Genomic DNA, 21844 nt, shown 5'->3' on the forward strand with positions numbered 1-21844 from the left:
CAATGGCCATCAAATCACTGGCCGACCTGCTGGCCGAGGGGGTGGCGGGGCGGGGCGTGTTGGTTCGCTCCGATCTCAACGTCCCGCTCGACGACGACCGCCAGATCTCCGATCCGGGACGGATCATCGCATCGGTGCCGACACTGCAGGCGCTCTCGGATGCCGGGGCCAAGGTCGTGGTCACCGCGCACCTCGGTCGGCCCAAGGGTGAACCGGATGCGAAGTACTCGCTGGCGCCGGTCGCTGCGGCGCTGGGTGAAAAGCTTGCGCGCCACGTCCAGCTCGCGGCAGACGTGGTGGGCAGTGACGCGCTGGCCCGTGCCGAGGGCCTGACCGATGGCGACATCCTGCTGCTGGAGAACGTGCGCTTCGACGCCCGCGAGACCAGCAAGGACGACGCCGAGCGGCTCGCCTTCGCCAAGGCACTGGTCGAACTCGTCGGTGAGGACGGGGCGTTCGTCTCGGACGGTTTCGGTGTGGTGCACCGTAAGCAGGCGTCGGTTTATGATGTCGCGACCCTGTTGCCGCACTACGCGGGCACACTGGTCGACGCCGAAGTCAAGGTGCTCGAACAGCTCACCAGCTCGACCGATCGGCCTTACGCCGTGGTGCTGGGCGGCTCCAAGGTGTCCGACAAGCTGGCGGTCATCGAGAACCTCGCCACCAAGGCGGACAGCTTGATCATCGGTGGCGGTATGTGTTTCACCTTCCTTGCCGCACAAGGCTTCTCGGTGGGTAACTCGCTGCTCGAGGAAGGTATGGTGGACACCTGCCGCACACTGCTCGACACCTACGCCGACGTGTTGCACCTGCCGGTCGACATCGTCGTGGCCGATGAGTTCGCGGCCGACTCGGAACCGGAAACTGTTGCCGCCGATCGCATTCCCGACACCAAGATGGGTCTGGACATCGGCCCGGAGTCGGTCAAGCGGTTCACGGCTCTGCTGTCGAACGCCAAGACGGTCTTCTGGAACGGACCGATGGGGGTGTTCGAGTTCCCGGCGTTTGCCGCTGGCACCAAGGGTGTTGCCGAGGCCATCATCGGTGCCACCGGCCGCGGTGCGTTCAGTGTGGTCGGCGGTGGCGACTCGGCTGCGGCGGTTCGTCAGCTGGGTCTGCCCGAGGACGGCTTCTCTCATATCTCCACCGGCGGAGGGGCGTCGCTGGAGTACCTCGAGGGCAAGACCCTGCCCGGTATCCAAGTGCTCGACAACTGAAAGGCGCAGCGCCATGACCCGTAAGCCGTTGATCGCCGGCAACTGGAAGATGAACCTCAACCACTTCGAGGCGATCGCGCTGGTACAAAAGATCGCGTTCTCGTTGCCGGACAAGTACTTCGACAAGGTCGACGTGACGGTGATACCGCCGTTCACCGATCTGAGGAGCGTGCAGACGCTCGTCGACGGCGACAAGTTGCGATTGACCTACGGCGCCCAGGACCTCTCACAGCACGACTCCGGCGCCTACACCGGTGAGATCAGCGGTGCGTTCCTGGCCAAACTGGGGTGCACCTTCGTCGTCGTCGGGCACTCCGAGCGGCGCACCTACCACGGCGAGGACGACGCGCTGGTTGCCGCGAAGGCCGCGGCGGCGTTCCGGCACGGCGTGGTCCCGATCATCTGCATCGGCGAGCACCTGGAAGTCCGCGAAGCCGGCAACCACGTCGAGCACAATGTCAACCAACTGCGCGGTTCGCTGGCCGGGTTGTCGGCCGAACAGATCGGACAGGCCGTCATCGCCTACGAACCGGTCTGGGCCATCGGAACCGGCCGCGTCGCCAGTGCAGCCGACGCCCAGGAGGTCTGCGGCGCCATTCGCGCGGAGATCGGGGCGCTGACTTCGGCCGACATCGCGGCGGGGGTGCGCGTTCTCTATGGGGGCTCGGTCAACGCCAAGAATGTCGGTGAGATCGTCGGCCAGGCCGACGTGGACGGCGCGCTGGTGGGCGGAGCGTCGCTGGATGGCGAGCAATTCGCCACCCTGTCAGCCATCGCGGCCGGCGGGCCGCTTCCCTGACCGGCGCCTGAGGTGAGAGTGGCCGCCGTGTAATCTGGCGGCCATGGAAATGGCCCTGCAGATCACCCTGGTCGTGACCAGCGTTCTGGTCGTCCTCCTGGTCCTGCTGCACCGTGCCAAGGGTGGCGGCCTGTCCAGTTTGTTCGGCGGCGGCGTGCAGTCCAGCCTGTCGGGCTCCACTGTGGTGGAGAAGAACCTGGACCGATTGACGTTGTTCGTCACCGGTATCTGGCTGGTCTCGATCGTCGGCATGGCCCTGCTGATCAAGTACAACTGAGAGCCCGCAGCACCGCGGCGCCGGTGCGTCTGCCGCTGACCAGCGCCCCTTGTATCGAGGCGGTGTCGCGGTGATCCCCGCACACCCACAGTCCCGAATGCACCCGTATCGATCGCCGTAGGACCAGCGGGGCGGGCTGAGCCGGCAGTGCCGCACTGACGACATGGCGCACCACCGGTTGCCAGTCAGCGGCCGACACCCCGAGGATTTCCGCGGCGTGCGCACGCATCTGCTCCTCCGACGGCGGTGTGTCATCGGCGCGATGCAGCGCCGAAGCCTGGATCAACTGCCGCCCCGGCGGTGCATAGCTCGGCGCCGCATCGCTGATCACCGCAGTGTTGACCACCGGGCCACGCGCCCCGGCGCGGCCGTCCACCTGCAGGGCTCCTCCGGTGGCCGGGGTGACGTCGCTGGCCCACCAGTCGGTGATCACCCCACGCATCGCCGGCGCGGGTTCCCCGGTGAACCCGGCGGCCGTCCCGGGGTCCGTTGCGATCACCACCTGACGGGCCCGCATCGTCGCGCCGTCGTGGGCGCGCACCGTCCAGTCGCGGCCGCCGCGCTCGACAGAGGTCACCCGCGTACCGGTGCGGACTCGGCCCGGCACCGCAGCTGCGAGGAGTCGCGGCAGCGCCGCCATGCCGTCGGCGGGCAACGCCGGCACCCCGAGTACGAACATCCGCACGAGCAGCAGAGCGAACGCGTTGGAGGTTGCGCCGGAGGCGTCCAGCAGCACCCCGGACAGGAATCGCTCCAGCACCCGTCGCACCTCGCCCTGCACGCCTGAGCTGTCCAGCGCGTCGGCCAACCTGGTGTCGCCGAGGGCCGACCGCAGCCGCGACGGACGCAGCGCCGGAGCAGTCCAGCGGCCGAGCGCCAGCACGTCGGCCGGTCGTAGCGCCCCCGCGGTGAGCATGGCCGGCACCCCCGCCGGCTTGCGCAGCGGATGGACCAGGGTGATCGAGCCCCGTTCGCGACGCACCCCGACGCCGGGCAGGAATGGCTGCAACCGCAACGCGGCGACATCCACACTGCCCGGCAGCGCCGGATAGGCCGGGTTGAGCACCTGGAATCCGCGATCGCACCGGAACCCGTCGACCACGTCGGTGCGGATCCGGCCGCCGACGTCGTCGGCGGCCTCCCACACCCGCACGTCGCGGCCGGCTGCATCCAGCACGCCGGCGCACCGCAATCCCGCCAGGCCGGCGCCGACCACGAGGACTTCGCACTCCTGGTCGCTCATCGGGTCCTCCTGACCTCGGCGCGTCGCCCACGCTACCGTGCTCGCCATGCGCTACTCCGGGGCTGAACCGATACTTGACGATATGGGTGAGAACTCCGATCCGGTGTCCGACAGTGCCCTGGCGCCGATCGGGGCTGTGCATCGCACCCAGGTGGGCCGAGAGGCCACCGAGCCGATGCGCGAAGACATCCGGCTGCTCGGATCGCTGCTCGGGGACACCGTGCGCGAGCAGAACGGGGAGGAGATCTTCGACCTCGTCGAGCGAGCCCGGGTGGAGTCCTTCCGGGTCCGTCGCTCCGAGATAGACCGTGGTGAACTGGCCAAGCTGTTCGACGGTGTCGACGTCCACCACGCCATCCCCGTCATCCGGGCCTTCACCCACTTCGCGTTGCTGGCCAACGTCGCCGAGGACATCCACCGCGAGCGGCGCCGGGCGATTCACGAGGCCGCCGGCGAGCCTCCGCAGAACAGCACCCTCGCGGCGACCTACACCAAGCTCGACTCCGCGGGGCTCGACGCCGACACCGTGGACGAGGCCCTGCGCGGGGCCTTGGTCTCGCCGGTCATCACCGCCCACCCCACCGAGACCCGGCGGCGGACGGTCTTCGACACCCAGCACCGCATCACCGAGCTGATGCGGCTTCGGCTGCACGGACTGCACACCACCGACGACGGCCGCGACATCGAGCGTGAGCTGCGCCGCCACATCCTGACGCTGTGGCAGACGGCGCTGATCCGGCTGTCGCGGCTGAAGATCTCCGATGAGATCGAAACCGGGCTGCGGTACTACCCGGCGGCGTTCTTCGACGTCATCCCACAGGTCAACGCCTCGGTACGGGAACAGTTCCAACAGCGCTGGCCCGACCGACCTCTGCTGATCGAGCCCATCCTGCGGCCGGGATCCTGGATCGGCGGTGACCGGGACGGCAACCCGAACGTCACCGGCGAGGTGGTCCGGTTGGCCACCGGCAGCGCCGCCTATCTCGCCTTCGACCACTATTTCGGCGAACTGACAGCTCTGGAGCAGGAGCTTTCGATGTCGGCGCGGCTGGTGCAGCCCTCCGCCGCGCTGGCACAGCTGGCCGACACCTGTGACGAACCGGCCCGTGCCGACGAGCCCTATCGCCGCGCGCTGCGCGTCGTGCACGCGCGCCTCACCGCGACCGCTCGCGACATCCTGGATCGACAACCCGAGCACGAACTGGACCTCGGTCTGCCGCCCTACGCCACTCCCGCCGACGTGCTCGACGATCTGGACACCATCGACGCGTCACTGCGGGCTCACGGCAGTGCGGTGCTGGCCGACGATCGGCTGAGTCGACTTCGGGAAGCTCTGCGTGTCTTCGGTTTTCACCTCTGCGGGCTCGACATGCGGCAGAACTCGGATGTACACGAGGAGGTGGTGTCCGAACTACTCGCCTGGGCCGGTGTGCACCCCGACTATGCGTCGCTGGAGGAGGCCGACCGGGTTGAACTGCTGGCCGCCGAACTCGCCACCAGGCGCCCACTGACCGGGCCCGGCGCCGAACTGTCAGAACTGGCGCGCAAAGAACTCGATATCGTCGCCGCGGCGGCCCGGGCCGTGCGGGTGTTCGGCTCGCAGGCCGTCCCGAACTACATCATCTCGATGTGCCAGTCGGTGTCGGACATGCTCGAGGCAGCGCTGCTGCTCAAGGAGGCCGGTCTGCTCGACGCGTCGTCGGAGCAGCCGTACGCCCCGGTGGGGATTGTGCCGCTGTTCGAAACCATCGACGACTTGCAGCGCGGGGCCTCGATTCTGGAAGCGGCGCTTGATCTTCCGCTGTACCGGGCACTAGTGGCCGCCCGCGGCGACAGCCAGGAGGTGATGCTGGGCTACTCGGACTCCAACAAGGACGGCGGATACCTCGCGGCCAACTGGGCGCTGTATCGCGCCGAGCTGGACCTGGTGGAATCGGCAGCCAAGACCGGGATCCGGTTGCGGTTGTTCCACGGGCGGGGCGGCACCGTGGGTCGCGGAGGCGGCCCGAGTTACGACGCGATCCTGGCCCAGCCCCCAGGTGCGGTGCAGGGCTCGCTGCGGCTCACCGAGCAGGGCGAGGTGATCGCGGCGAAGTACGCCGAACCGCGCGTCGCCCACCGGAACCTGGAGACCTTACTCGCGGCCACTCTGGAGGCCACACTGCTCGATGTCGAAGGTCTGGGGGACGAAGCCGGGCCGGCCTATCAAGTGCTCGATGACCTCGCCGGCCGCGCACAGCGCGCCTACGCCGAATTGGTGCACGAAACACCGGGATTCGTCGACTACTTCAAAGCTTCGACGCCGGTCAGTGAGATCGGCGCGCTCAACATCGGCAGCCGGCCCACCTCACGCAAACCCACCACATCCATCTCGGATCTGCGCGCCATCCCGTGGGTGCTGGCGTGGAGTCAGTGCCGGGTCATGCTGCCCGGCTGGTACGGCACCGGTACCGCCTTCGAGCAGTACATCGCCGAAGGGGACGGCCGACTGGAGGTCCTGCAGGACCTGTATCGGCGATGGCCATTCTTCGCCACGGTGCTGTCCAACATGGCCCAGGTGCTCGCGAAGTCCGACCTGGGGCTGGCCGCGCGGTACGCCGAACTGGTCGAAGACAGTGATCTGCGGCGTCGGGTGTTCGACATGATCGTCGATGAGCATGCACGCACGATCCGCATGCACGAACTGATCACCGGGCACGACGACCTGCTGGCCGACAACCCGGCGCTGGCCCGCTCGGTGTTCAACCGCTTCCCGTACCTGGAACCGCTGAATCACCTGCAGGTCGAGCTGCTGCGCCGCTACCGCGCCGGAGATGACGACGAACTGGTCCAGCGCGGCATCCTGTTGACCATGAGCGGACTGGCCACCGCACTGCGCAACAGCGGCTGAATTTGTCGCTGTCGCGACGGTGGCTGAATTTGTCGCTGTCGCGACGGTGGCTGAATTTGTCGCTGTCGCGACGGTGGCTGGTCTCTCCTCACAGGCCGGTGCTGCGGCGCACCCGGTCAAACGCGCCGCGGACCAGCTGCTCGGTCGCGGCCAGCGGCATGATCACCGACTCGCCGACGCCGACCATCCGCTCCACCCGGGTCACGATGCCCTCCAAGCGGTCCACCACGGCGATCAGTCGCGGTGCCAGTTCGTCGATGCGGCTGATCGTCTCGTTGAACCGCTCCAAAGTCGCGTCGAGGTTGCCGGTGGATTTGTCGAGGTCCTCCAGGGTGACGCTGAGCCCTTCGAGGATGGTGTCGACCTGTTCGACGGTGACGTCGGCATTCAGTGCTGCCTGTGCCAACTTCCGGATCCGTTCGGGTCCGGTGCGTACCGGTTTGCCGCCTCTGTCTGCCATGGGTGCAAGTATGACGTGCTCGTCCGGCGTCGGTTACGGTGTTGGGGATGCCCGCATGAAACTGCGGGTGGCCCTGTTCGCCACCTGCTACAACGACCTGATGTGGCCGGACACGCCGAAAGCTGTTGTCCGACTGTTACGTCGGCTTGGCTGTGACGTCGAATTCCCGTTGGGCCAGACCTGCTGCGGACAGCTGTTCACCAACACCGGTTATGCCGACGAGGCTCTGCCGGCGGTGCGTGCCTTCACCACGTCCTTCGCCGGCTACGACGCCGTGGTCGCGCCGTCGGGCTCGTGTGTCGGATCGGTGCGCCACCAGCATCGCGACGTGGCGGCACGGTCGGGCGACGTCGTGCTGCAGGCCGCCGTCGAGACCATCGCGCCCCGGGTCTACGAGCTCTCCGAGTTGCTCGTCGACGTTCTGGGCGTCACCGATGTGGGCGCATACTTTCCGCACCGCGTCACCTATCACCCCACCTGTCATTCGCTGCGGATGCTGCGGGTCGGTGACCGGCCGCTGCAGCTACTCGAGGCGGTGCGCGGCATCGAGCTGATCACCCTCCCAGCCGCCGAGCAGTGTTGCGGCTTCGGCGGCACATTCGCGATCAAGAACGCCGACACCTCGGTGGCGATGGGTCTGGACAAGGCTCGCGCAGCCCAGCAGACCGGAGCCGAAGTGCTTGTGGCGGGCGATAATTCCTGTCTCGCCCACATCGGCGGGCTATTGTCGCGCCGGCGTTCCTCGATGCGCGTGATGCATCTGGCCGAGGTGCTGGCCGGCACCGAAGGTGCCCGGCTGTGAGCAGCCGCCCCCCGCATGTCGGCGTCACCGGAGACTTCTTGGGTCTGCCGGCCTTCCCGGCCGCGGCTGCAGCGGCGCTTGCCGACCCAGTCCTGCAGCGTAACCTCACGCACGCCACCACGACGATCCGCGCCAAGAGGGCACGTGTCGTGGCCGAGCTCGACAACTGGGAGGAGTTGCGGCGTGCCGCCGAAGCGATCAAAGACGCCGGGCTGCACCGCCTCGACGAGCTGCTGGTCATGTTCGAGGCCAACGCGACCGCAGCGGGCGCGACCGTGCACTGGGCCCGTGACGCGGCCGAAGCCAACCGCATCGTGGTCGATCTGGTGGCTTCCCGAGGGGCCTCGGAGGTGGTGAAGGTCAAGTCGATGGCGACCCAGGAGATCGAGCTGAACGAGGCACTCGCCCGCGCCGGGATCCAGGCGTGGGAGACCGACCTGGCCGAGCTGATCGTCCAGCTCGGTGACGACTGGCCGAGCCACATCCTGGTGCCGGCCATTCACCGCAACAGGGCAGAAGTCCGGCAGATCTTCATGCGTGAGATGGGCCGGGTGGGACGTCCGGCGCCGGCCGACCTGACCGACGACCCGCCCCGGCTGGCCGAGGCGGCCCGCCTGCATCTGCGCGAGAAGTTCCTGCGGGCCCAGGTGGCGGTTTCCGGCGCGAACTTCGCGATCGCCGACACCGGCAGCCTGGTGGTGGTGGAATCGGAGGGCAACGGGCGGATGTGCCTGACGTTGCCGCAGACGCTCATCTCGGTGGTGGGCATCGAGAAGGTGCTGCCGTCGTGGCGGGACCTCGAGGTGATGCTGCAGGTGCTGCCGCGCAGCAGTACCGGCGAACGGGAGAATCCCTACACCACGATCTGGACCGGAGCCCACGCCGACGACGGCCCGCGCGACGTGCATATCGTCCTGCTGGACAACGGCCGTTCGCGGGTGCTGGCCGACGTGAAGGGCCGCGCCGCGCTGCGCTGCATCCGCTGCTCGGCATGTTTGAACGTGTGCCCGGTCTACGAGCGGGCAGGAGGGCATTCCTACGGCTCGGTGTACCCGGGTCCGATCGGTGCGGTGTTGACCCCCCAGCTACGCGGAACCGGCAGCGATGTCGACCGGTCGCTGCCGTACGCCTCGAGCCTGTGCGGCGCCTGCTACGACGTGTGCCCGGTGCGCATCGACATCCCGTCGATGTTGGTGCACCTGCGCACCCGGGTGGTCGATGAACGCCGCGGCGGTGTGCCGTCGGTCGAACAGGCGGCGATGACCGCGGCCGCGTGGACGCTGGCCGATCACCGGCGTCTACGCAGGTTCGCGACGGTCGTGAACGCGGCCGGGAAAGTGTTGCGCAGCAGCCTGTTCCGGCGTCGCAGTGTGCTGCGGTCACTTCCGTGGCCGGCCCGGCCGTGGTCGCGTACGCGGGACGCGCCGGTGCCGCCGACTGAATCGTTCCGGGCCTGGTGGGAGCGAACGGGAGGGGCCGGTGAGTGACGCACGCAGCGAGATCTTGGCCCGGATCCGGACCGCGCTGGCAGACCGACCTCCGGTCGGGGCAGTGCCGTGGGAGTACGGACGAGCGGTCGGGACAGGTGAACTGGATCCGGTAGCGCGCTTCGTCGAGCGGGTCGCCGACTACCGCGCTGTGGTCGAGCGTGTCGAGTCCAGCGGTGTCGCCGACGCGGTCACCACGGCGCTGCGCTGCGCTGATACGGTGGCCGGTGACGGCTGGGTGCAGCGAGCATGGCCGGATGCCGCCCGGTGGGTGGGCGACGGGCTGAGCCCCGAGGACCTCGACAGGGTGGACGCGGTCGTCACCACTGCGACGGTGGCCATCGCCAACACGGGCACCATCGTGCTGCACCACGGCTGCGGTCAGGGCCGGCGTGCGCTGAGCCTGGTGCCCGACCTCCATGTCTGCGTGGTGTCGGCCGAGCAGGTCGTCGACGATGTCCCCAAGGCCGTTGCCCTGCTTGTGGAGGCGGGGCTACACACCCGGCCGTTGACCTGGATCAGCGGACCGAGCGCGACCAGCGACATCGAACTGGACCGGGTCGAGGGCGTGCACGGTCCGCGCAACCTGCACGTGATTGTCGTCGGCTGACGGCGTCTGCCGGATTTCAGGATCGGATCGGTGTGCCGATCAGAGCCGAGAGGCGGCCGCGGCGTCGAGCAGCCACACCGTCTGCTCGCTGCCCACCGCGCCGGCAGCCGGGAGGTCGACTGGTTGGGCCCCGCCGATGGCGGCAGCCACCGCATCGGCCTTGCCCTCCCCGGAGACCACCAGCCAAACCTCGCGTGAGCGTTGAATCGCCGGGAGTGTCAAAGTGATCCGGCGCGGTGGCGGCTTGGGGGAGTCGGTCACTCCGACGACGGTGCGGGTCGTCTCCCGCACCGCAGCGGTGTCCGGGAACAACGAGTTGACGTGGCCTTCGCCACCCATGCCCAGCAGATGAACATCGAAGACCGGCGTCGGATCAGCGCCGCCGGCCTCGGCGAGCAGGTGAGCGTAGGCCTGGGCCGCCGCGTCCAGCGCATCGCCGAACTCACCGTCGCTGGCCGCCATCGGGTTGACGTTGGCCGCGGGGATGCCGACATGGTCGAGCAGCGCCTCCCGAGCCTGCTTCTCGTTGCGTTCCGGGTCGTCACGCGGTACGAAACGCTCATCGCCCCAGTAGATATGGACCCTCGACCAGTCGATCTCATCGGCCCGCCCGCCGACATGCTCGAGCATGCCGATCCCGGTGCCACCGCCGGTCAACACGATATGTGCCACGCCACGAGCGTCGATGGCGGCTGTGACGGCGCCCACCAGGCGGTCACCTGCCGCAGCAACCAGAGTGTCTGTGTCTGAGTACTTCTCAAGAATCATCGGTACGTCACCTTGTCGATCCCAGCCAGCGCCTCGTGGTAGATCTCATCGGCATCGAGGCGGCGCAGCTCCTCGGCCAGACATTCCTTGACATCCCGGCGTGCGAGCGGAAGCAAGGCCACCGGCCTTGCCGTCCGGCTCAATGTGGCGGTCACCCCGTCCTGGGGACGGCTCAACGTCACCGTCTCGCTGGCCCGGTGCAACTCGACCTTCAGGGTGCCCACCGTCCGGGTCACTGTCCCGTCGATACGACTGGCCAACCAACCGGCAAGGATGTCCAGCGCCGGCTCCGATGCCAGCCCCGAGACCACCGCGGACTCGATGGGTTCGTGGGGCGGCTCGTCGATGGCCGAGGCCAGCAGCGCTCGCCAGTAGGTGATACGGCTCCACGAAATGTCGGTGTCGCCGGGTGAATAGCCGGGCCGCCGGCTCTTGATGGCGGCCAGCGGATGCTCGGCGCGGGTGGCATCGGTGATCCGGCGGATCGCCAGCTTGCCGATCGGATCCTTGGACGGCACGTCGGGGGCGTAGGTCGGCCACCACGCCACCACTGGCGTGTCGGGAAGCAGGAACGGCAGCACGACGCTGTCGGCGTGGTCGGCAAGTTCTCCGTGCAGACGCAGGACCACCACTTCGCCGGCACCGGCGTCGCGGCCCACTCGCAATTGGGCGTCCAGCCGGGCATCGGCACCGACCCGGTTGCCGGGCACCGTGACGATCACCCGGCACGGGTGCTCGCGGCTGGCGAAGGTGGCCGCCTCGACCGCATCCTCCAGGGCCGCGTCTGCGTCGACCACGACGACCAGCGTCAGCACCCGCCCGAGGGTGAGCGCGCCGCCCTCTTCACGAAGACCGGTGATCTTCTTGTTGATCTCGTTGGTCGTGGTGTCGGAAAGGTCCACAATCATCGCTACGGTCGCCTCCATTCCCGACCGAGTCGGTGCACCATCTCGTGCGCTGATGGCGGACCCCAGGTGCCGGCAGGGTAGGGCTCGGGACGGCCGTGGGAGGCCCAGTTGTCCAACACCGGATCGAGGATCTCCCAGGACAGTTCGACCTCGGCGTTGAGCGGGAACAGTGACGGTTCGCCGAGCAGCACATCCAGGATCAGCCGCTCGTAGGCCTCCGGCGAGTCCTCGGCGAACGCAGAGCCGTACGAGAAGTCCATGTTGACATCGCGCACCTCCATCGCGCTGCCCGGCACCTTCGAGCCGAACCGTGTGGTGATGCCTTCGTCGGGCTGGATGCGCAGCACGAGGGCATTCTTGCCGAGTTCCTCGGTCATCGTCGCGTCGAACGGCAGGTGCGGTGCCCGCTTGAACACCAGGGCCACCTCGGTCACCCTGCGCCCCAACCTCTTCCCGGTGCGCAGGAAGAACGGCACCCCGGCCCATCGGCGGGTGTCGACCTCCAGGGTGATCGCAGCGAACGTCTCGGTGGTGGAATCGGGGGAGAAGCCGTCCTCGTCGAGCAATCCCGGGACATGCTCGCTGCCCTGCCATCCCGCCGCGTACTGGCCGCGTGCGCTGGTCTGATCCAAGGGTTGCATCGGCCGGGTGGCCGCCAGCACCTTGATCTTCTCGGTTTGCAGTTCGTGCGGATTGAAGCTGACCGGTTCCTCCATCGCCGTCAACGCCAACAGCTGCAACAGGTGGTTCTGGATGACGTCACGAGCGGCCCCGATACCGTCGTAATAGCCTGCGCGCCCGCCCAGTCCGATGTCCTCGGCCATCGTGATCTGCACATGGTCCACGTAGTGCGAGTTCCAGATCGGCTCGTAGAGCTCATTGGCGAACCGCAGGGCCAGGATGTTCTGCACCGTCTCCTTGCCGAGATAGTGATCGATGCGGAACACCGACTCCTCCGGAAACACGCTGTTGACCACCGAGTTCAGCTCGCGGGCACTGTCCAGATCGTGTCCGAAGGGCTTCTCGATGACCACCCGACTCCAGCGGTTGTCCTGCTGGCGCGCCAACCCAGACTTTTGTAGCTGTTCGCAGACCACCGGGAATGCCTTCGGTGGAATCGACAGGTAGAACGCATGATTGCCGCCGGTACCGCGCTCGACATCGAGCTTCTGCAGGATCTCGCTGAGCCGTGCAAACGACGCATCGTCGTCGAAGGTGCCCTGCACGAACCGGAACCCCTCGGCCAGCCGATCCCACACTTCCTGTCGGAACGGGGTGCGGGCATGTTTCTTGACCGCCTCGTAGACCACCTCGCCGAAGTCCTCGTCGGCCCAGTCCCGACGGGCGAAGCCCACCAGCGCGAACGACGGCGGCAGCAACCCGCGGTTGGCGAGGTCGTAGATGGCCGGCATCAGCTTCTTGCGGGCCAGGTCGCCGGTCACCCCGAAGATCACCACGCTGCACGGTCCGGCGATACGGGGCATGCGCTTGTCGCGCTTGTCCCGCAACGGGTTCTGCGGTGGTTGGCTCATCGCACCCGGGCTACTTCCCGGCTGCGTCGAGTTGCCCCTGGGTGGCCTCGAGCAACTCCTGCCAGGACTTCTCGAACTTCTCCACACCTTCGTTCTCGAGTGCCAGGAAGACGTCGGTCAGATCGATTCCGATGGCCGCCAGCTCATCAAAGACCTGCTGTGAGTCGGCCGCCCGGCCGGTGACCGTGTCCCCGGTCACCACACCGTGGTCGGCCACGGCATCAAGGGTTTTCTCCGGCATGGTGTTCACCGTGTTCGGCGCTACCAGTTCGGTGACGTACAGCGTGTCGGAGTAGTCGGGGTTCTTGACCCCGGTCGACGCCCAGAGCGGGCGCTGGACCCGCGCGCCGGCCGACTTCAGCGCACCGAACCGGTCACCGCCGAGGAACACTTCCTCGTAGGCGGCATAGGCCAGCCGGGCATTGGCCACCCCGGCCTTGCCGCGCAGCGCCAAGGCTTCGGCGCTGCCGATCTTGTCCAGGCGGCTGTCGATCTCAGTGTCGACACGGGAGACGAAGAACGACGCCACCGAGTGGATCCGCGACAGGTCGTGCCCGGCGTCCTTGGCCTTCTCCAGGCCCGCCAGATAGGCGTCCATCACGGCGCGATGGCGTTCCACCGAGAAGATCAGCGTCACATTGACCGAGATGCCTTCGGCGAGCACCGCGGTGATGGCGGGCAGTCCAGCCTCGGTGGCCGGGATCTTGATCAGCAGGTTCGGGCGGTCGACGATCTTCCACAGCTCGACGGCCTGCAGGATGGTCTTGTCGGTGTCATGGGCCAGCCGCGGGTCCACCTCGATCGACACCCGGCCGTCCACCCCGTCAGAGGCCTCGTACGTCTTGGCCAGCACATCGCAGGCGTTGCGGACGTCGTCGGTGGTCACGGTGCGGATGGTGGCATCGACGTCGGCGCCGCGGGCGGCGAGGTCGTTGACCTGGTCGTCGTAGGCGTGACCCTTCGACAGCGCGGCCTGGAAGATCGACGGGTTGGTGGTCACGCCCACCACCGACCTGGTGTCGACCAGCTCGGTCAGGTTGCCGGTCTGCAGGCGCTCACGGGACAGGTCGTCCAACCATACCGAGACACCCGCGGCGGACAATGCCGCCAAATTTGCGTTCTGAGTCATGTCTTGTCCTCAATCATCAATGAGTAGTTGTCAATTCGCGATCACGCGTTCCGCTGCAGCTACCACGGCCTCCGCGGTGAAGCCGAACTCCCGGAACAACGTCTTGTCGTCGGCGGACTCCCCGTAGTGCTCGATCGAGATGATCTCGCCGGTGTGACCCACCAGCTTGTACCAACTCTGGGCTACCGCGGCCTCGATCGCGACCCGTGCCGAGACGGTCGGCGGCAGCACGGCATCTTGGTACTCGCGGGGTTGTGCCTCGAACCATTCCAAGCACGGCATCGACACCACGACTGCGGTCACACCCTTGTCCGCCAACATCTTCTGCGCTTCCACGGCGTACTGGACCTCTGAACCGGTCGCGATCAGCAGCACGTCGGCACCGCCGGCGTCCCCGCCGCCGAGCACGTAGCCGCCCCGGGCGACGCCGTCGGTATCGGTGCCCTCCAGAACGGGCACACCCTGGCGGGTCAGGATGAAACCGACCGGGCCGCTGCCGTTGCCGCGGGCCACGATGCTGCGCCAGGCATACGCCGTTTCGTTCGGATCGGCCGGGCGCACCACCGCCAGGTTCGGGATCGCGCGCAGTGCTGCGAGGTGCTCGATGGGCTGGTGGGTGGGCCCGTCCTCGCCGAGTCCGATCGAGTCATGGGTCCATACGTAGATGGTGTCGATATCCATCAACGACGCCAGACGTACGGCCGGCCGCATGTAATCCGAGAACTGCAGGAACGTCCCGCCGAAGGCCCGGGTCGGGCCGTGCAGCACGATGCCCGACAGGATCGAGCCCATCGCGTGCTCGCGCACGCCGAAGTGCAGTACCCGTCCGTACCAGTCGGCGGTGAAGTCGCTCGTCGAAATCGACGGCGGGCCAAACGATTTCACGCCCTTAATAGTGGTGTTGTTGCTGCCGGCCAGGTCAGCAGAACCACCCCACAGTTCGGGCAGCTTCGGTGCGACGTCGTTGAGAACCTGACCGAACGCCGCGCGGGTGGCCACCGCCTTGGAACCGGGCTCCCAGGTGGTCAGGTCGGCGTCCCAGCCTTCGGGCAGTTCCTGGGCCAGCAAGCGGTCCAGCAGCTTCTTGCGTTCCGGTTCGCGAGCTGCCCATGCGTCGAAGTCCTGCTGCCAGGCTTCGTGTGCCTTCTTGCCGCGCGCCACCAGATCGCGGGTATGGGTGATCACGTCCTCGGTGACTTCGAAGGTCTTGTTCGGGTCGAACCCGAGGATCTCTTTGACCGCGGCCACTTCTTCGTCGCCGAGTGCCGAACCGTGCACCCCGCCGGTGTTCATCTTGTTGGGGGCGGGGAAGCCAATGATGGTGCGCAGCGCGATGAACGACGGCTTGTCGGTCACCGCCTTGGCGGCTGCGATGGCCTCTTCGATACCGGTGACATTCTCACCGCCCTCGACCTCTTGAACGTGCCAGCCATAGGCTCGGTAGCGGTCGGCGACATTCTCTGAGAGCGCGATGTTGGTGTCGTGCTCGATCGAGATCTGATTCTGGTCGTAGAACACGATCAGATTGCCGAGCTGCTGGGTGCCTGCCAGTGAAGAGGCCTCGCTGGTCACCCCCTCCTCGATGTCGCCGTCGGAGGCGATCACGTAGATGTGGTGATCGAACGGACTGGTTCCCGGTGCGGCATCCGGGTCGAACAGGCCGCGCTCGTAGCGTGCGGCCATCGCCATACCGACTGCCGATGCCAGCCCCTGGCCCAGCGGGCCGGTGGTGATCTCCACTCCGGCGGTGTGGCGAAACTCAGGATGGCCCGGTGTCTTGGATTTGAACGTGCGCAGCGCCTGGATGTCGGAGAGTTCCAGACCGAACCCGCCGAGGTAGAGCTGGATGTAGAGGGTGAGGCTGGAGTGTCCGCAGGACAGCACGAAGCGATCGCGGCCGAGCCAATGCACGTCGCTGGGATCGTGGCGCATCTGACGCTGGAACAGCGTGTAGGCCAGCGGCGCCAGGCTCATCGCGGTACCGGGATGGCCGTTGCCGACCTTCTGCACCGCGTCGGCGGCCAGCACGCGGACGGTGTCGACCGCCCGCGAGTCCAGGTCCGTCCAGTCATCCGGGTGGTGGGGCCGGGTGAGGGAAGTGATCTCTTCGATCGTGGTCACGAGGGTGCACTCCTTGGCTTGGCGGAGGGTGTCGAGCCGCATCAACCACCCTAGTGTTTAACGCGGTCGCGACGCAGTGGTCATCCCCCACCCGGGGGTGCCCAACCCGACCCTGCGATTTCGGGCACCGGCCCGCGCGGTCTACCATCCTCTGTAGTAGAAGCCCGTCGGGAAGCGGTGTCGTCCCGAACTGTCGCCGAGGAGTGGTTGCGTGAGGATTCGCGAAGACCGACTCGTCGACGATGCTTCCAAGGGTCCGATCCGATTCCGCGACCGTGTGCTGGGCTACATCGGGCTGACCAAGCCGCGGGTCATCGAACTGCTGCTGGTCACCACGATCCCGGCGATGTTGCTGGCCAACCGCGGCACCGTCGACCCGTTGCTGATCTTCAACACCCTCGTCGGTGGCCTGCTGGCCGCGGCCGGCGCCAACACGCTCAATTGCGTCGCCGACGCCGATATCGACAAGAAGATGAAGCGCACCGAGGGTAGGGCACTGGCCCGCGCGACCGTGCCACGTAGCCATGCACTGATCTTCGGGTTGACGTTGTCGGTCGCGTCGTTCTTCTGGTTGTGGTGGACGACCAACTTGCTGTCGGCCCATCTCGCGGGCGCCACCATCGCGTTCTACGTGCTGATCTACACGTTGGTGTTGAAGCGTCGCACATCGCAGAACGTGGTCTGGGGCGGTGCAGCCGGCTGCATGCCGGTGATGATCGGATGGTCCGCGGTCACCGGGACCATCGAGTGGCCCGCGCTGGTGATGTTCGCGATCATCTTCTTCTGGACACCGCCGCATACCTGGGCGCTGGCCATGAAGTACAAGGAGGACTACCAGGCCGCCGGGGTCCCCATGCTGCCCGTGGTGGCCACCGAGGAGCAGGTCACCAAGCAGATCCTGATCTACACCTGGCTGACGGTCGCCGCCACGCTGGCGCTGGCGCTGTCCACCGGCTGGTTGTACGCATCCGTGGCGATCCTGGCCGGCACCTGGTTCCTGGTGATGGCCCATCAGCTGCACGCCGGCGTGCGGCGCGGTCAGCCGGTCAAGCCGCTGCGCCTTTTCCTGCAGTCCAACAATTACCTGGCCGTGGTGTTTTGCGCCTTGGCCGTCGACTCTGCGCTGGCCCTGCCCACCTTGCTGACCGTCTGAACGTGACCGAGCACGTCAGTCCGGACAATTTCGTCCGAGCCGAGACCGACCTCTACTTCGGCAACGTGGTGCGCGACGGTGGCCTGGGCTGTTTCGCCCACCACCGGGACTTCGGTTCGCTGGACAATCAGCTCGTGGTACGCCAGAACCGGGACACGCTGTACTCGGTGGCGGTCTTCGATCTCGACGCCGGGCCGGTCACGGTCACGTTGCCCGACACCGCCGGCCGGTTCATGGCGCTGCAGGTCATCACGCAGGACCACTTCGTCCCCGAGGTGATCTACTCCGCGGGCCGTCACACCTTCAGTCGTGCCGGTATCGGGACCCGGTATGTGATGCTCGTGCTGCGCACCCTCGTCGACCCCAACGACCCGGCCGACCTGGCCACGGTGCACGCGTTGCAGGACGCTGTCACGGCCGAGCAGGCCGGGCCCGGACGCTTCGAGGTACCCGACTGGGACCCCGTCAGCCAGCAGAGCGTCCGAGACGCGCTGATCGCGTTGTTCGCCACTCTGCCCGACAGCCGCGGCATGTTCGGTGCCGACGGTGTGGTCGATCCGGTGCGGCGGCTGATCGGCGCCGCCGCCGCGTGGGGCGGAAACCCCGAGCGCGAGGCGCTTTATCTGACCGTCAACCCGGCCGACAACGACGGTACGAGAGTGCACCGGATGACGGTGCGCGACGTTCCTGTCGACGCGTTCTGGTCGGTCACCGTGTACAACGCGGATGGATACTTCACGCCGAACCCGGCCGACGCGTATTCCGTCAACAGCGTCACCGGCGTCACCGACGCCAACGGTGCGGTGACCATCCAGTTCGGCGGTTGTGACGGGTCGGTCGCGAACTGCCTTCCGGTGACGGCGGGCTGGAACTACCTGGTGCGGCTGTACCGTCCGCGGCCCGAACTGCTCGACGGGTCCTGGACATTCCCGTTCGCCGAGCCGGTCTAGGGGACCAGCACCACCGAGCCGACGGTCTTGCGGCCCTGCAGGTCGCGGTGTGCCTGCTCGGCCTCGCGCAGCCGATACCGGCGGCTGACCGTCACGCTGAGCGTGCCGTCCGCCACGGCATCGAGAAATTCTCCTGCGCGCCAAGAGAACTCATCCGGCGTGAGGGTGTAGTGGGCGAGATTGGGCCGGGTCAGGTACACCGAGCCCGCGGCGTTGAGCCGCTGCGGGTCCACCGGCGGAACCGGGCCGCTGGCGGCACCGAACAGCGCCAGCGTGCCGCGCACGGCGAGGCTGGCCAGACTGGCCTCGAAGGTCGACGCACCCACGCCGTCGTACACCGCGGCCACCCCCTTACCGCCGGTCAGGTCCCGGACCCGGGACCCGAACTCCTCGGGATCGCTGGGATAGTCGAGCACCTCGATCGCCCCGGCCTGCCGGGACAGGTCGGCCTTGTCGGGGGTGGACACCGTGGTGATCACCTTGGCCGCCAGGCTGGTGGCCCATTGGGTCAAGATCAGTCCGACGCCACCCGCGCCGGCGTGGACGAGTACCGAATCGCGTAGTTGCACCGGGTAGGTCGATCTGATCAGGTAGTGCGCGGTCATCCCTTTCAGCAGCGCGGAGGCCACCACCTCGGGCGCCAGGCCGTCCGGCACATAGGCCACGAAGTCTGCTGGAGCCAAGCAGTATTCGGCGTATGCTCCGAGCGCTCTATCGGTGACAACCCGGTCGCCGACGGTGAGCGCCGCGACGTCGGGGCCGACGGCCTCGATGGTGCCACACAGCTCGCTGCCGACCACGAAAGGCAGCTCGCGGGGGTACAGCCCTGAGCGGAAGTAGGTGTCGATGAAGTTGACGCCGATCGCCTCGGCCTTGATCAGCACCTGACCTGGCCCCGGAGATGGCCGCGGTTTCTCAACGTAGTTGAGGACTTCGGGTCCGCCGGTCTGGGCGACTTCGATTGCGTACATGGACACCATCCTTGTCTGGCCGCCGAGAGGTCTAGCATTCGGCCGTGCACCTGGCCCGCCCTGATCTCTATCACCCCCGCATCGTGCTGGCGGGGTGTGCGGCGCTGCCCGAAGGTGACGGTGATGACGAGGGCCTGGTCCACGCCTTGCGCGGACGTGGTCTGCATGCCCGCTGGATGCCCTGGGATGACCCGGCCACTGTGGACGCCGACCTGGTCATCTTGCGCGCCACATGGGACTACGTGGAACGCCTGTCCGAGTTCCGGCGCTGGAGCACCCGGGTGAAGAGGTTGCTCAACCCGGCGACGGTGGTCGCCTGGAATACCGACAAGCGTTATCTGGACGACCTCGCCGCCGCCGGGATACCGACGGTGCCGAGCGCGTTCTATCCACCGGGGCACGCGGTGGTCATCGCCGACCTCCCCGACGGCGAGGTCGTGGTCAAGCCCGCGGTGGGAGCCGGGTCGAGGGGGGCGCTGCGATTCGACGATGCAAAGCAGGCGCTCGCCCATGCCGAGGGTCTGCAGCGCGCCGGGCACACCGCACTGGTGCAGCCTTATGATCCGCGGGTCGTCGACGGAGAGACCGCGCTGGTGTTCCTCCGCGGTGAGCAGTCCCACGCTTTCACCAAAGGCCCGATGCTCTCGGCGCACGGCCACCCTCCCGACCTCGACCGCTCGGGCACCTTCGCCAGGGAGTCGCTAGCCGTCGCCGATCCCGACCTGGCGGTGTGGGATCTTGGGCATGCGGCGCTCGCCGCTACCGCTGCACTGCTGAAACTCCATGTCGCCGACCTGCTCTACGCGCGTGTGGACATATTGGGCACCGGCGCGAGCGCGGTGCTGCTCGAGCTGGAACTGGTCGAGCCGTCGTTGGGCTGGCGTCAGCTCGACGAGACCACCAGAGCTGCTCAGCAGCGGCAGTTCGCGCTCGCGGTGGAATCAGCTCTGCACGACTTCGGACTGGGTCCGTTCTCGCATCGACGCCCATAGCGCTGCAGTGGCCGCGGTGCAGATGGCCGCACCGGCGACGTGGATGGCCACCAGCGCCGCGGGCACGCCGGTGAAGAACTGCACCGCACCAAGAGCCCCCTGGGCGGCTACCAGAACCACGAGCACGGCGAGGCGTTTGCGCACCGCCGCCGGTGCCCGGACGGCGAGCAGGCCGAAGCCGAGACCCACCAACAGCGCCAGGTACGCCACCAGCAAGGACGAGTGCATGTGGACCAGCGTGGTGATCTCGATCTGCAAGCGCGGCACCGGCCGCTCGATGCTCTTGTCGCCGGCGTGGGGTCCCGCGCCGGTCACCATCGTGCCGGTGACCAGCACCGCGGCCAGCGCTACCGCACTGAGGACGGTCAACTGGCGCAGCGGCTTCGGAGCCTGTGGCCGCACCACCCCGTCATCGGGCTGGCCGACCTTGACGAACAGCAGCACCGCGACCCACACCATGGCCATCGAGGCCAGCAGATGGACGGCCACCGTCCACCACAACAGCCCGGTCAGCACGGTGATGCCGCCGATCACCGCCTGCACCACCGTCGAGGCGGGCATCAGCCACGCGTAGATCAGCACTTCGCGACGCCGGCGGGCACGGGTGACGACGATCACTGCGATCGCAGCGGTCGCCACGACCAGGAAGGTCAATAGTCGGTTGCCGAACTCGACAGCCTGGTGCAGGCCGGCGACCTCGGGGTGGGGGACCGGGGTGAAGCTGCCCGGGAAGCACTGCGGCCAGGTCGGGCATCCCAGCCCGGAGGCGGTGACGCGCACGATCGACCCGGTGACGGCAATACCGCCCTGGGTGAAGATCACCGCGGCGGCGACGATGCGCTGTACCCGCAGGCTCGGCTCGGGAAGCACGTCGACGAGCCGCAGAAAGAAACGTCCGACGGACACGCTGTCGATGGTAGAGGTCAGCTAACTACGTGACGTAGTAGGGGCGACCGCAGGCAGCAGAACCTCGTCGACGAGCGTGACGATGAGGTCGTCGTCGATGGGATCCCCGCTGATCACCAGGCGGTGCCACAGCACACTCTGGCCGAGCTCGCGTACCAGTTCGACGGGGGCGTCCGGGCGCACTTCGCCACGGCGCACGGCCCGCGCGAGCAGCTCGTCCATCTCGGTTTTGCGCCGACCGAGCACATCGTGGCGGAACACCGTGGCCAGTTCGTCGTCACCGATTACGGCCGCGACAACCGACCGCATCAATGTCGCGGTGTCACCGGCGAACAGTGCGGCCCAGCTGCGTAACACCGCGAGCATGTCCCCGCGGAAGCTGCCAGTGTCCTCGGTGGAAATCGACGTGGCAGCGATGCCGATCAAGGTGTCGCGCAGCAGCGCCCGGCGATCGGCCCAGCGGCGGTACAGCACCGGCTTGCTCGTCTGCGCGGCGACGGCCACTGCCTCCATCGTCACCGCACCCGGACCGCCCTCGGCCAGCAGTGTGAGCACCGCCGACCGGATCGCCGCATCCAGTTCGGCTCCACGCCGTCGCATCGCACCACTTCGCTTTCGCTGTTGTGAAG

General features: G+C 67.5%; 20 protein-coding genes. 10 read left to right on the forward strand and 10 right to left on the reverse strand.

Annotation, left to right across the window (positions count from 1 at the left end; all coding sequences use genetic code 11):
• Positions 1–2 precede the first annotated feature (2 nt).
• The 3 genes from KXD98_RS12130 to secG are packed head-to-tail and all read left to right on the forward strand — an operon-like array spanning position 3 to position 2293.
• Entirely contained in the window at positions 3–1217 is a 1215-nt protein-coding gene (locus KXD98_RS12130) for a phosphoglycerate kinase (RefSeq protein ID WP_260764582.1), read from the forward strand.
• Positions 1218–1230: 13 nt separating this feature from the next.
• On the forward strand, positions 1231–2016 hold the full coding sequence (gene tpiA / locus KXD98_RS12135; RefSeq protein WP_260764583.1) for a triose-phosphate isomerase: 786 nt from the start codon (positions 1231–1233) through the stop codon (positions 2014–2016).
• Between the two features lie 43 nt (positions 2017–2059).
• Positions 2060–2293: a preprotein translocase subunit SecG gene (secG, locus tag KXD98_RS12140; protein ID WP_260764585.1), complete on the forward strand. Its 234-nt coding sequence runs from the start codon at positions 2060–2062 to the stop codon at positions 2291–2293.
• Here secG and KXD98_RS12145 read toward each other — a convergent pair.
• Positions 2280–3536, reverse strand: coding sequence for an FAD-dependent oxidoreductase (locus tag KXD98_RS12145; protein WP_260764586.1), 1257 nt, complete (start codon positions 3534–3536; stop codon positions 2280–2282). The two genes, secG and KXD98_RS12145, sit on opposite strands and share 14 nt — an antisense overlap.
• Positions 3537–3618: 82 nt before the next feature.
• Here KXD98_RS12145 and ppc point away from each other — a divergent pair, with 82 nt between their 5' ends.
• Positions 3619–6426, forward strand: coding sequence for a phosphoenolpyruvate carboxylase (ppc, locus tag KXD98_RS12150; RefSeq protein ID WP_260764587.1), 2808 nt, complete (start codon positions 3619–3621; stop codon positions 6424–6426).
• Positions 6427–6514: 88 nt separating this feature from the next.
• On the opposite strand, the gene KXD98_RS12155 is transcribed toward ppc, so the two are convergent.
• On the reverse strand, positions 6515–6886 hold the full coding sequence (locus KXD98_RS12155) for an ATPase (RefSeq protein WP_260764588.1): 372 nt from the start codon (positions 6884–6886) through the stop codon (positions 6515–6517).
• Positions 6887–6941: 55 nt separating this feature from the next.
• On the opposite strand from KXD98_RS12155, the gene KXD98_RS12160 reads away from it, so the two are divergent.
• Genes KXD98_RS12160 through KXD98_RS12170 form a run of 3 tightly spaced genes read left to right on the forward strand, consistent with a single transcriptional unit; the run spans position 6942 to position 9785 of the window.
• Positions 6942–7688 carry a (Fe-S)-binding protein gene (locus tag KXD98_RS12160; protein WP_260765156.1) on the forward strand — a complete coding sequence of 249 codons (747 nt, stop codon included), beginning with the start codon at positions 6942–6944 and terminating at the stop codon, positions 7686–7688.
• Positions 7685–9175: a lactate utilization protein B gene (locus tag KXD98_RS12165; RefSeq protein WP_260764589.1), complete on the forward strand. Its 1491-nt coding sequence runs from the start codon at positions 7685–7687 to the stop codon at positions 9173–9175. The genes KXD98_RS12160 and KXD98_RS12165 overlap by 4 nt, the downstream gene beginning before the upstream one ends.
• Positions 9168–9785 (forward strand): lactate utilization protein C, encoded by a 618-nt coding sequence (locus KXD98_RS12170; RefSeq protein WP_260764590.1) that lies wholly within the window; start codon positions 9168–9170, stop codon positions 9783–9785. Before KXD98_RS12165 ends, KXD98_RS12170 begins: the two co-directional genes overlap by 8 nt.
• 39 nt (positions 9786–9824) lie before the next feature.
• On the opposite strand, the gene pgl is transcribed toward KXD98_RS12170, so the two are convergent.
• From pgl to tkt, 5 genes are read right to left on the reverse strand one after another with little or no spacing between them, the layout of a single operon-like run.
• The gene (pgl, locus tag KXD98_RS12175) at positions 9825–10553 is read right to left on the reverse strand and encodes a 6-phosphogluconolactonase (protein WP_260764591.1); all 729 of its coding nucleotides are present in this window, start codon (positions 10551–10553) and stop codon (positions 9825–9827) included.
• Positions 10550–11461, reverse strand: a complete 912-nt coding sequence (gene opcA, locus KXD98_RS12180; protein WP_260764592.1) for a glucose-6-phosphate dehydrogenase assembly protein OpcA — start codon at positions 11459–11461, stop codon at positions 10550–10552. The genes pgl and opcA overlap by 4 nt, the downstream gene beginning before the upstream one ends.
• A 2-nt stretch (positions 11462–11463) precedes the next feature.
• The gene (gene zwf, locus KXD98_RS12185) at positions 11464–12993 is read right to left on the reverse strand and encodes a glucose-6-phosphate dehydrogenase (protein ID WP_260764593.1); all 1530 of its coding nucleotides are present in this window, start codon (positions 12991–12993) and stop codon (positions 11464–11466) included.
• A gap of 10 nt (positions 12994–13003) precedes the next feature.
• Positions 13004–14122, reverse strand: coding sequence for a transaldolase (tal, locus tag KXD98_RS12190; protein ID WP_260764594.1), 1119 nt, complete (start codon positions 14120–14122; stop codon positions 13004–13006).
• Positions 14123–14152: 30 nt separating this feature from the next.
• Positions 14153–16243, reverse strand: a complete 2091-nt coding sequence (gene tkt / locus KXD98_RS12195) for a transketolase (protein WP_260765157.1) — start codon at positions 16241–16243, stop codon at positions 14153–14155.
• 259 nt (positions 16244–16502) lie between these two features.
• On the opposite strand from tkt, the gene KXD98_RS12200 reads away from it, so the two are divergent.
• Together KXD98_RS12200 and KXD98_RS12205 are read left to right on the forward strand one after the other, a co-directional pair.
• Positions 16503–17396 carry a heme o synthase gene (locus KXD98_RS12200; protein WP_260765158.1) on the forward strand — a complete coding sequence of 298 codons (894 nt, stop codon included), beginning with the start codon at positions 16503–16505 and terminating at the stop codon, positions 17394–17396.
• Between the two features lie 2 nt (positions 17397–17398).
• Positions 17399–18346, forward strand: coding sequence for a DUF1254 domain-containing protein (locus tag KXD98_RS12205; RefSeq protein ID WP_260764595.1), 948 nt, complete (start codon positions 17399–17401; stop codon positions 18344–18346).
• Here KXD98_RS12205 and KXD98_RS12210 read toward each other — a convergent pair.
• Entirely contained in the window at positions 18343–19317 is a 975-nt protein-coding gene (locus tag KXD98_RS12210) for a quinone oxidoreductase (RefSeq protein WP_260764596.1), read from the reverse strand. The genes KXD98_RS12205 and KXD98_RS12210 overlap by 4 nt on opposite strands.
• Positions 19318–19361: 44 nt before the next feature.
• Here KXD98_RS12210 and KXD98_RS12215 point away from each other — a divergent pair, with 44 nt between their 5' ends.
• Entirely contained in the window at positions 19362–20309 is a 948-nt protein-coding gene (locus KXD98_RS12215) for a RimK family alpha-L-glutamate ligase (protein ID WP_260764597.1), read from the forward strand.
• On the opposite strand, the gene KXD98_RS12220 is transcribed toward KXD98_RS12215, so the two are convergent.
• Together KXD98_RS12220 and KXD98_RS12225 are read right to left on the reverse strand one after the other, a co-directional pair.
• Complete coding sequence (locus tag KXD98_RS12220; protein WP_396883175.1) at positions 20259–21179, reverse strand: heme A synthase; 921 nt, start codon at positions 21177–21179, stop codon at positions 20259–20261. The two genes, KXD98_RS12215 and KXD98_RS12220, sit on opposite strands and share 51 nt — an antisense overlap.
• A 57-nt stretch (positions 21180–21236) precedes the next feature.
• The gene (locus KXD98_RS12225; protein WP_260764599.1) at positions 21237–21815 is read right to left on the reverse strand and encodes a TetR/AcrR family transcriptional regulator; all 579 of its coding nucleotides are present in this window, start codon (positions 21813–21815) and stop codon (positions 21237–21239) included.
• Positions 21816–21844 lie beyond the last annotated feature (29 nt).

The sequence above is a fragment of the Mycobacterium sp. SMC-4 genome (genome assembly GCF_025263265.1).
GTDB lineage: Bacteria > Actinomycetota > Actinomycetes > Mycobacteriales > Mycobacteriaceae > Mycobacterium.

Excerpts from the sequence above, each read along its gene's own strand:
- tal (WP_260764594.1), bottom strand. The coding sequence starts at position 14,122 with ATGACTCAGAACGCAAATTTGGCGGCATTGTCCGCCGCGGGTGTCTCG.
- secG (WP_260764585.1), top strand. The coding sequence starts at position 2,060 with ATGGAAATGGCCCTGCAGATCACCCTGGTCGTGACCAGCGTTCTGGTC.
- KXD98_RS12210 (WP_260764596.1), bottom strand. The coding sequence starts at position 19,317 with ATGTACGCAATCGAAGTCGCCCAGACCGGCGGACCCGAAGTCCTCAAC.
- tpiA (WP_260764583.1), top strand. The coding sequence starts at position 1,231 with ATGACCCGTAAGCCGTTGATCGCCGGCAACTGGAAGATGAACCTCAAC.
- zwf (WP_260764593.1), bottom strand. The coding sequence starts at position 12,993 with ATGAGCCAACCACCGCAGAACCCGTTGCGGGACAAGCGCGACAAGCGC.
- opcA (WP_260764592.1), bottom strand. The coding sequence starts at position 11,461 with ATGATTGTGGACCTTTCCGACACCACGACCAACGAGATCAACAAGAAG.
- KXD98_RS12155 (WP_260764588.1), bottom strand. The coding sequence starts at position 6,886 with ATGGCAGACAGAGGCGGCAAACCGGTACGCACCGGACCCGAACGGATC.
- KXD98_RS12145 (WP_260764586.1), bottom strand. The coding sequence starts at position 3,536 with ATGAGCGACCAGGAGTGCGAAGTCCTCGTGGTCGGCGCCGGCCTGGCG.
- KXD98_RS12225 (WP_260764599.1), bottom strand. The coding sequence starts at position 21,815 with ATGCGACGGCGTGGAGCCGAACTGGATGCGGCGATCCGGTCGGCGGTG.
- KXD98_RS12130 (WP_260764582.1), top strand. The coding sequence starts at position 3 with ATGGCCATCAAATCACTGGCCGACCTGCTGGCCGAGGGGGTGGCGGGG.
- pgl (WP_260764591.1), bottom strand. The coding sequence starts at position 10,553 with ATGATTCTTGAGAAGTACTCAGACACAGACACTCTGGTTGCTGCGGCA.
- KXD98_RS12160 (WP_260765156.1), top strand. The coding sequence starts at position 6,942 with ATGAAACTGCGGGTGGCCCTGTTCGCCACCTGCTACAACGACCTGATG.
- ppc (WP_260764587.1), top strand. The coding sequence starts at position 3,619 with ATGGGTGAGAACTCCGATCCGGTGTCCGACAGTGCCCTGGCGCCGATC.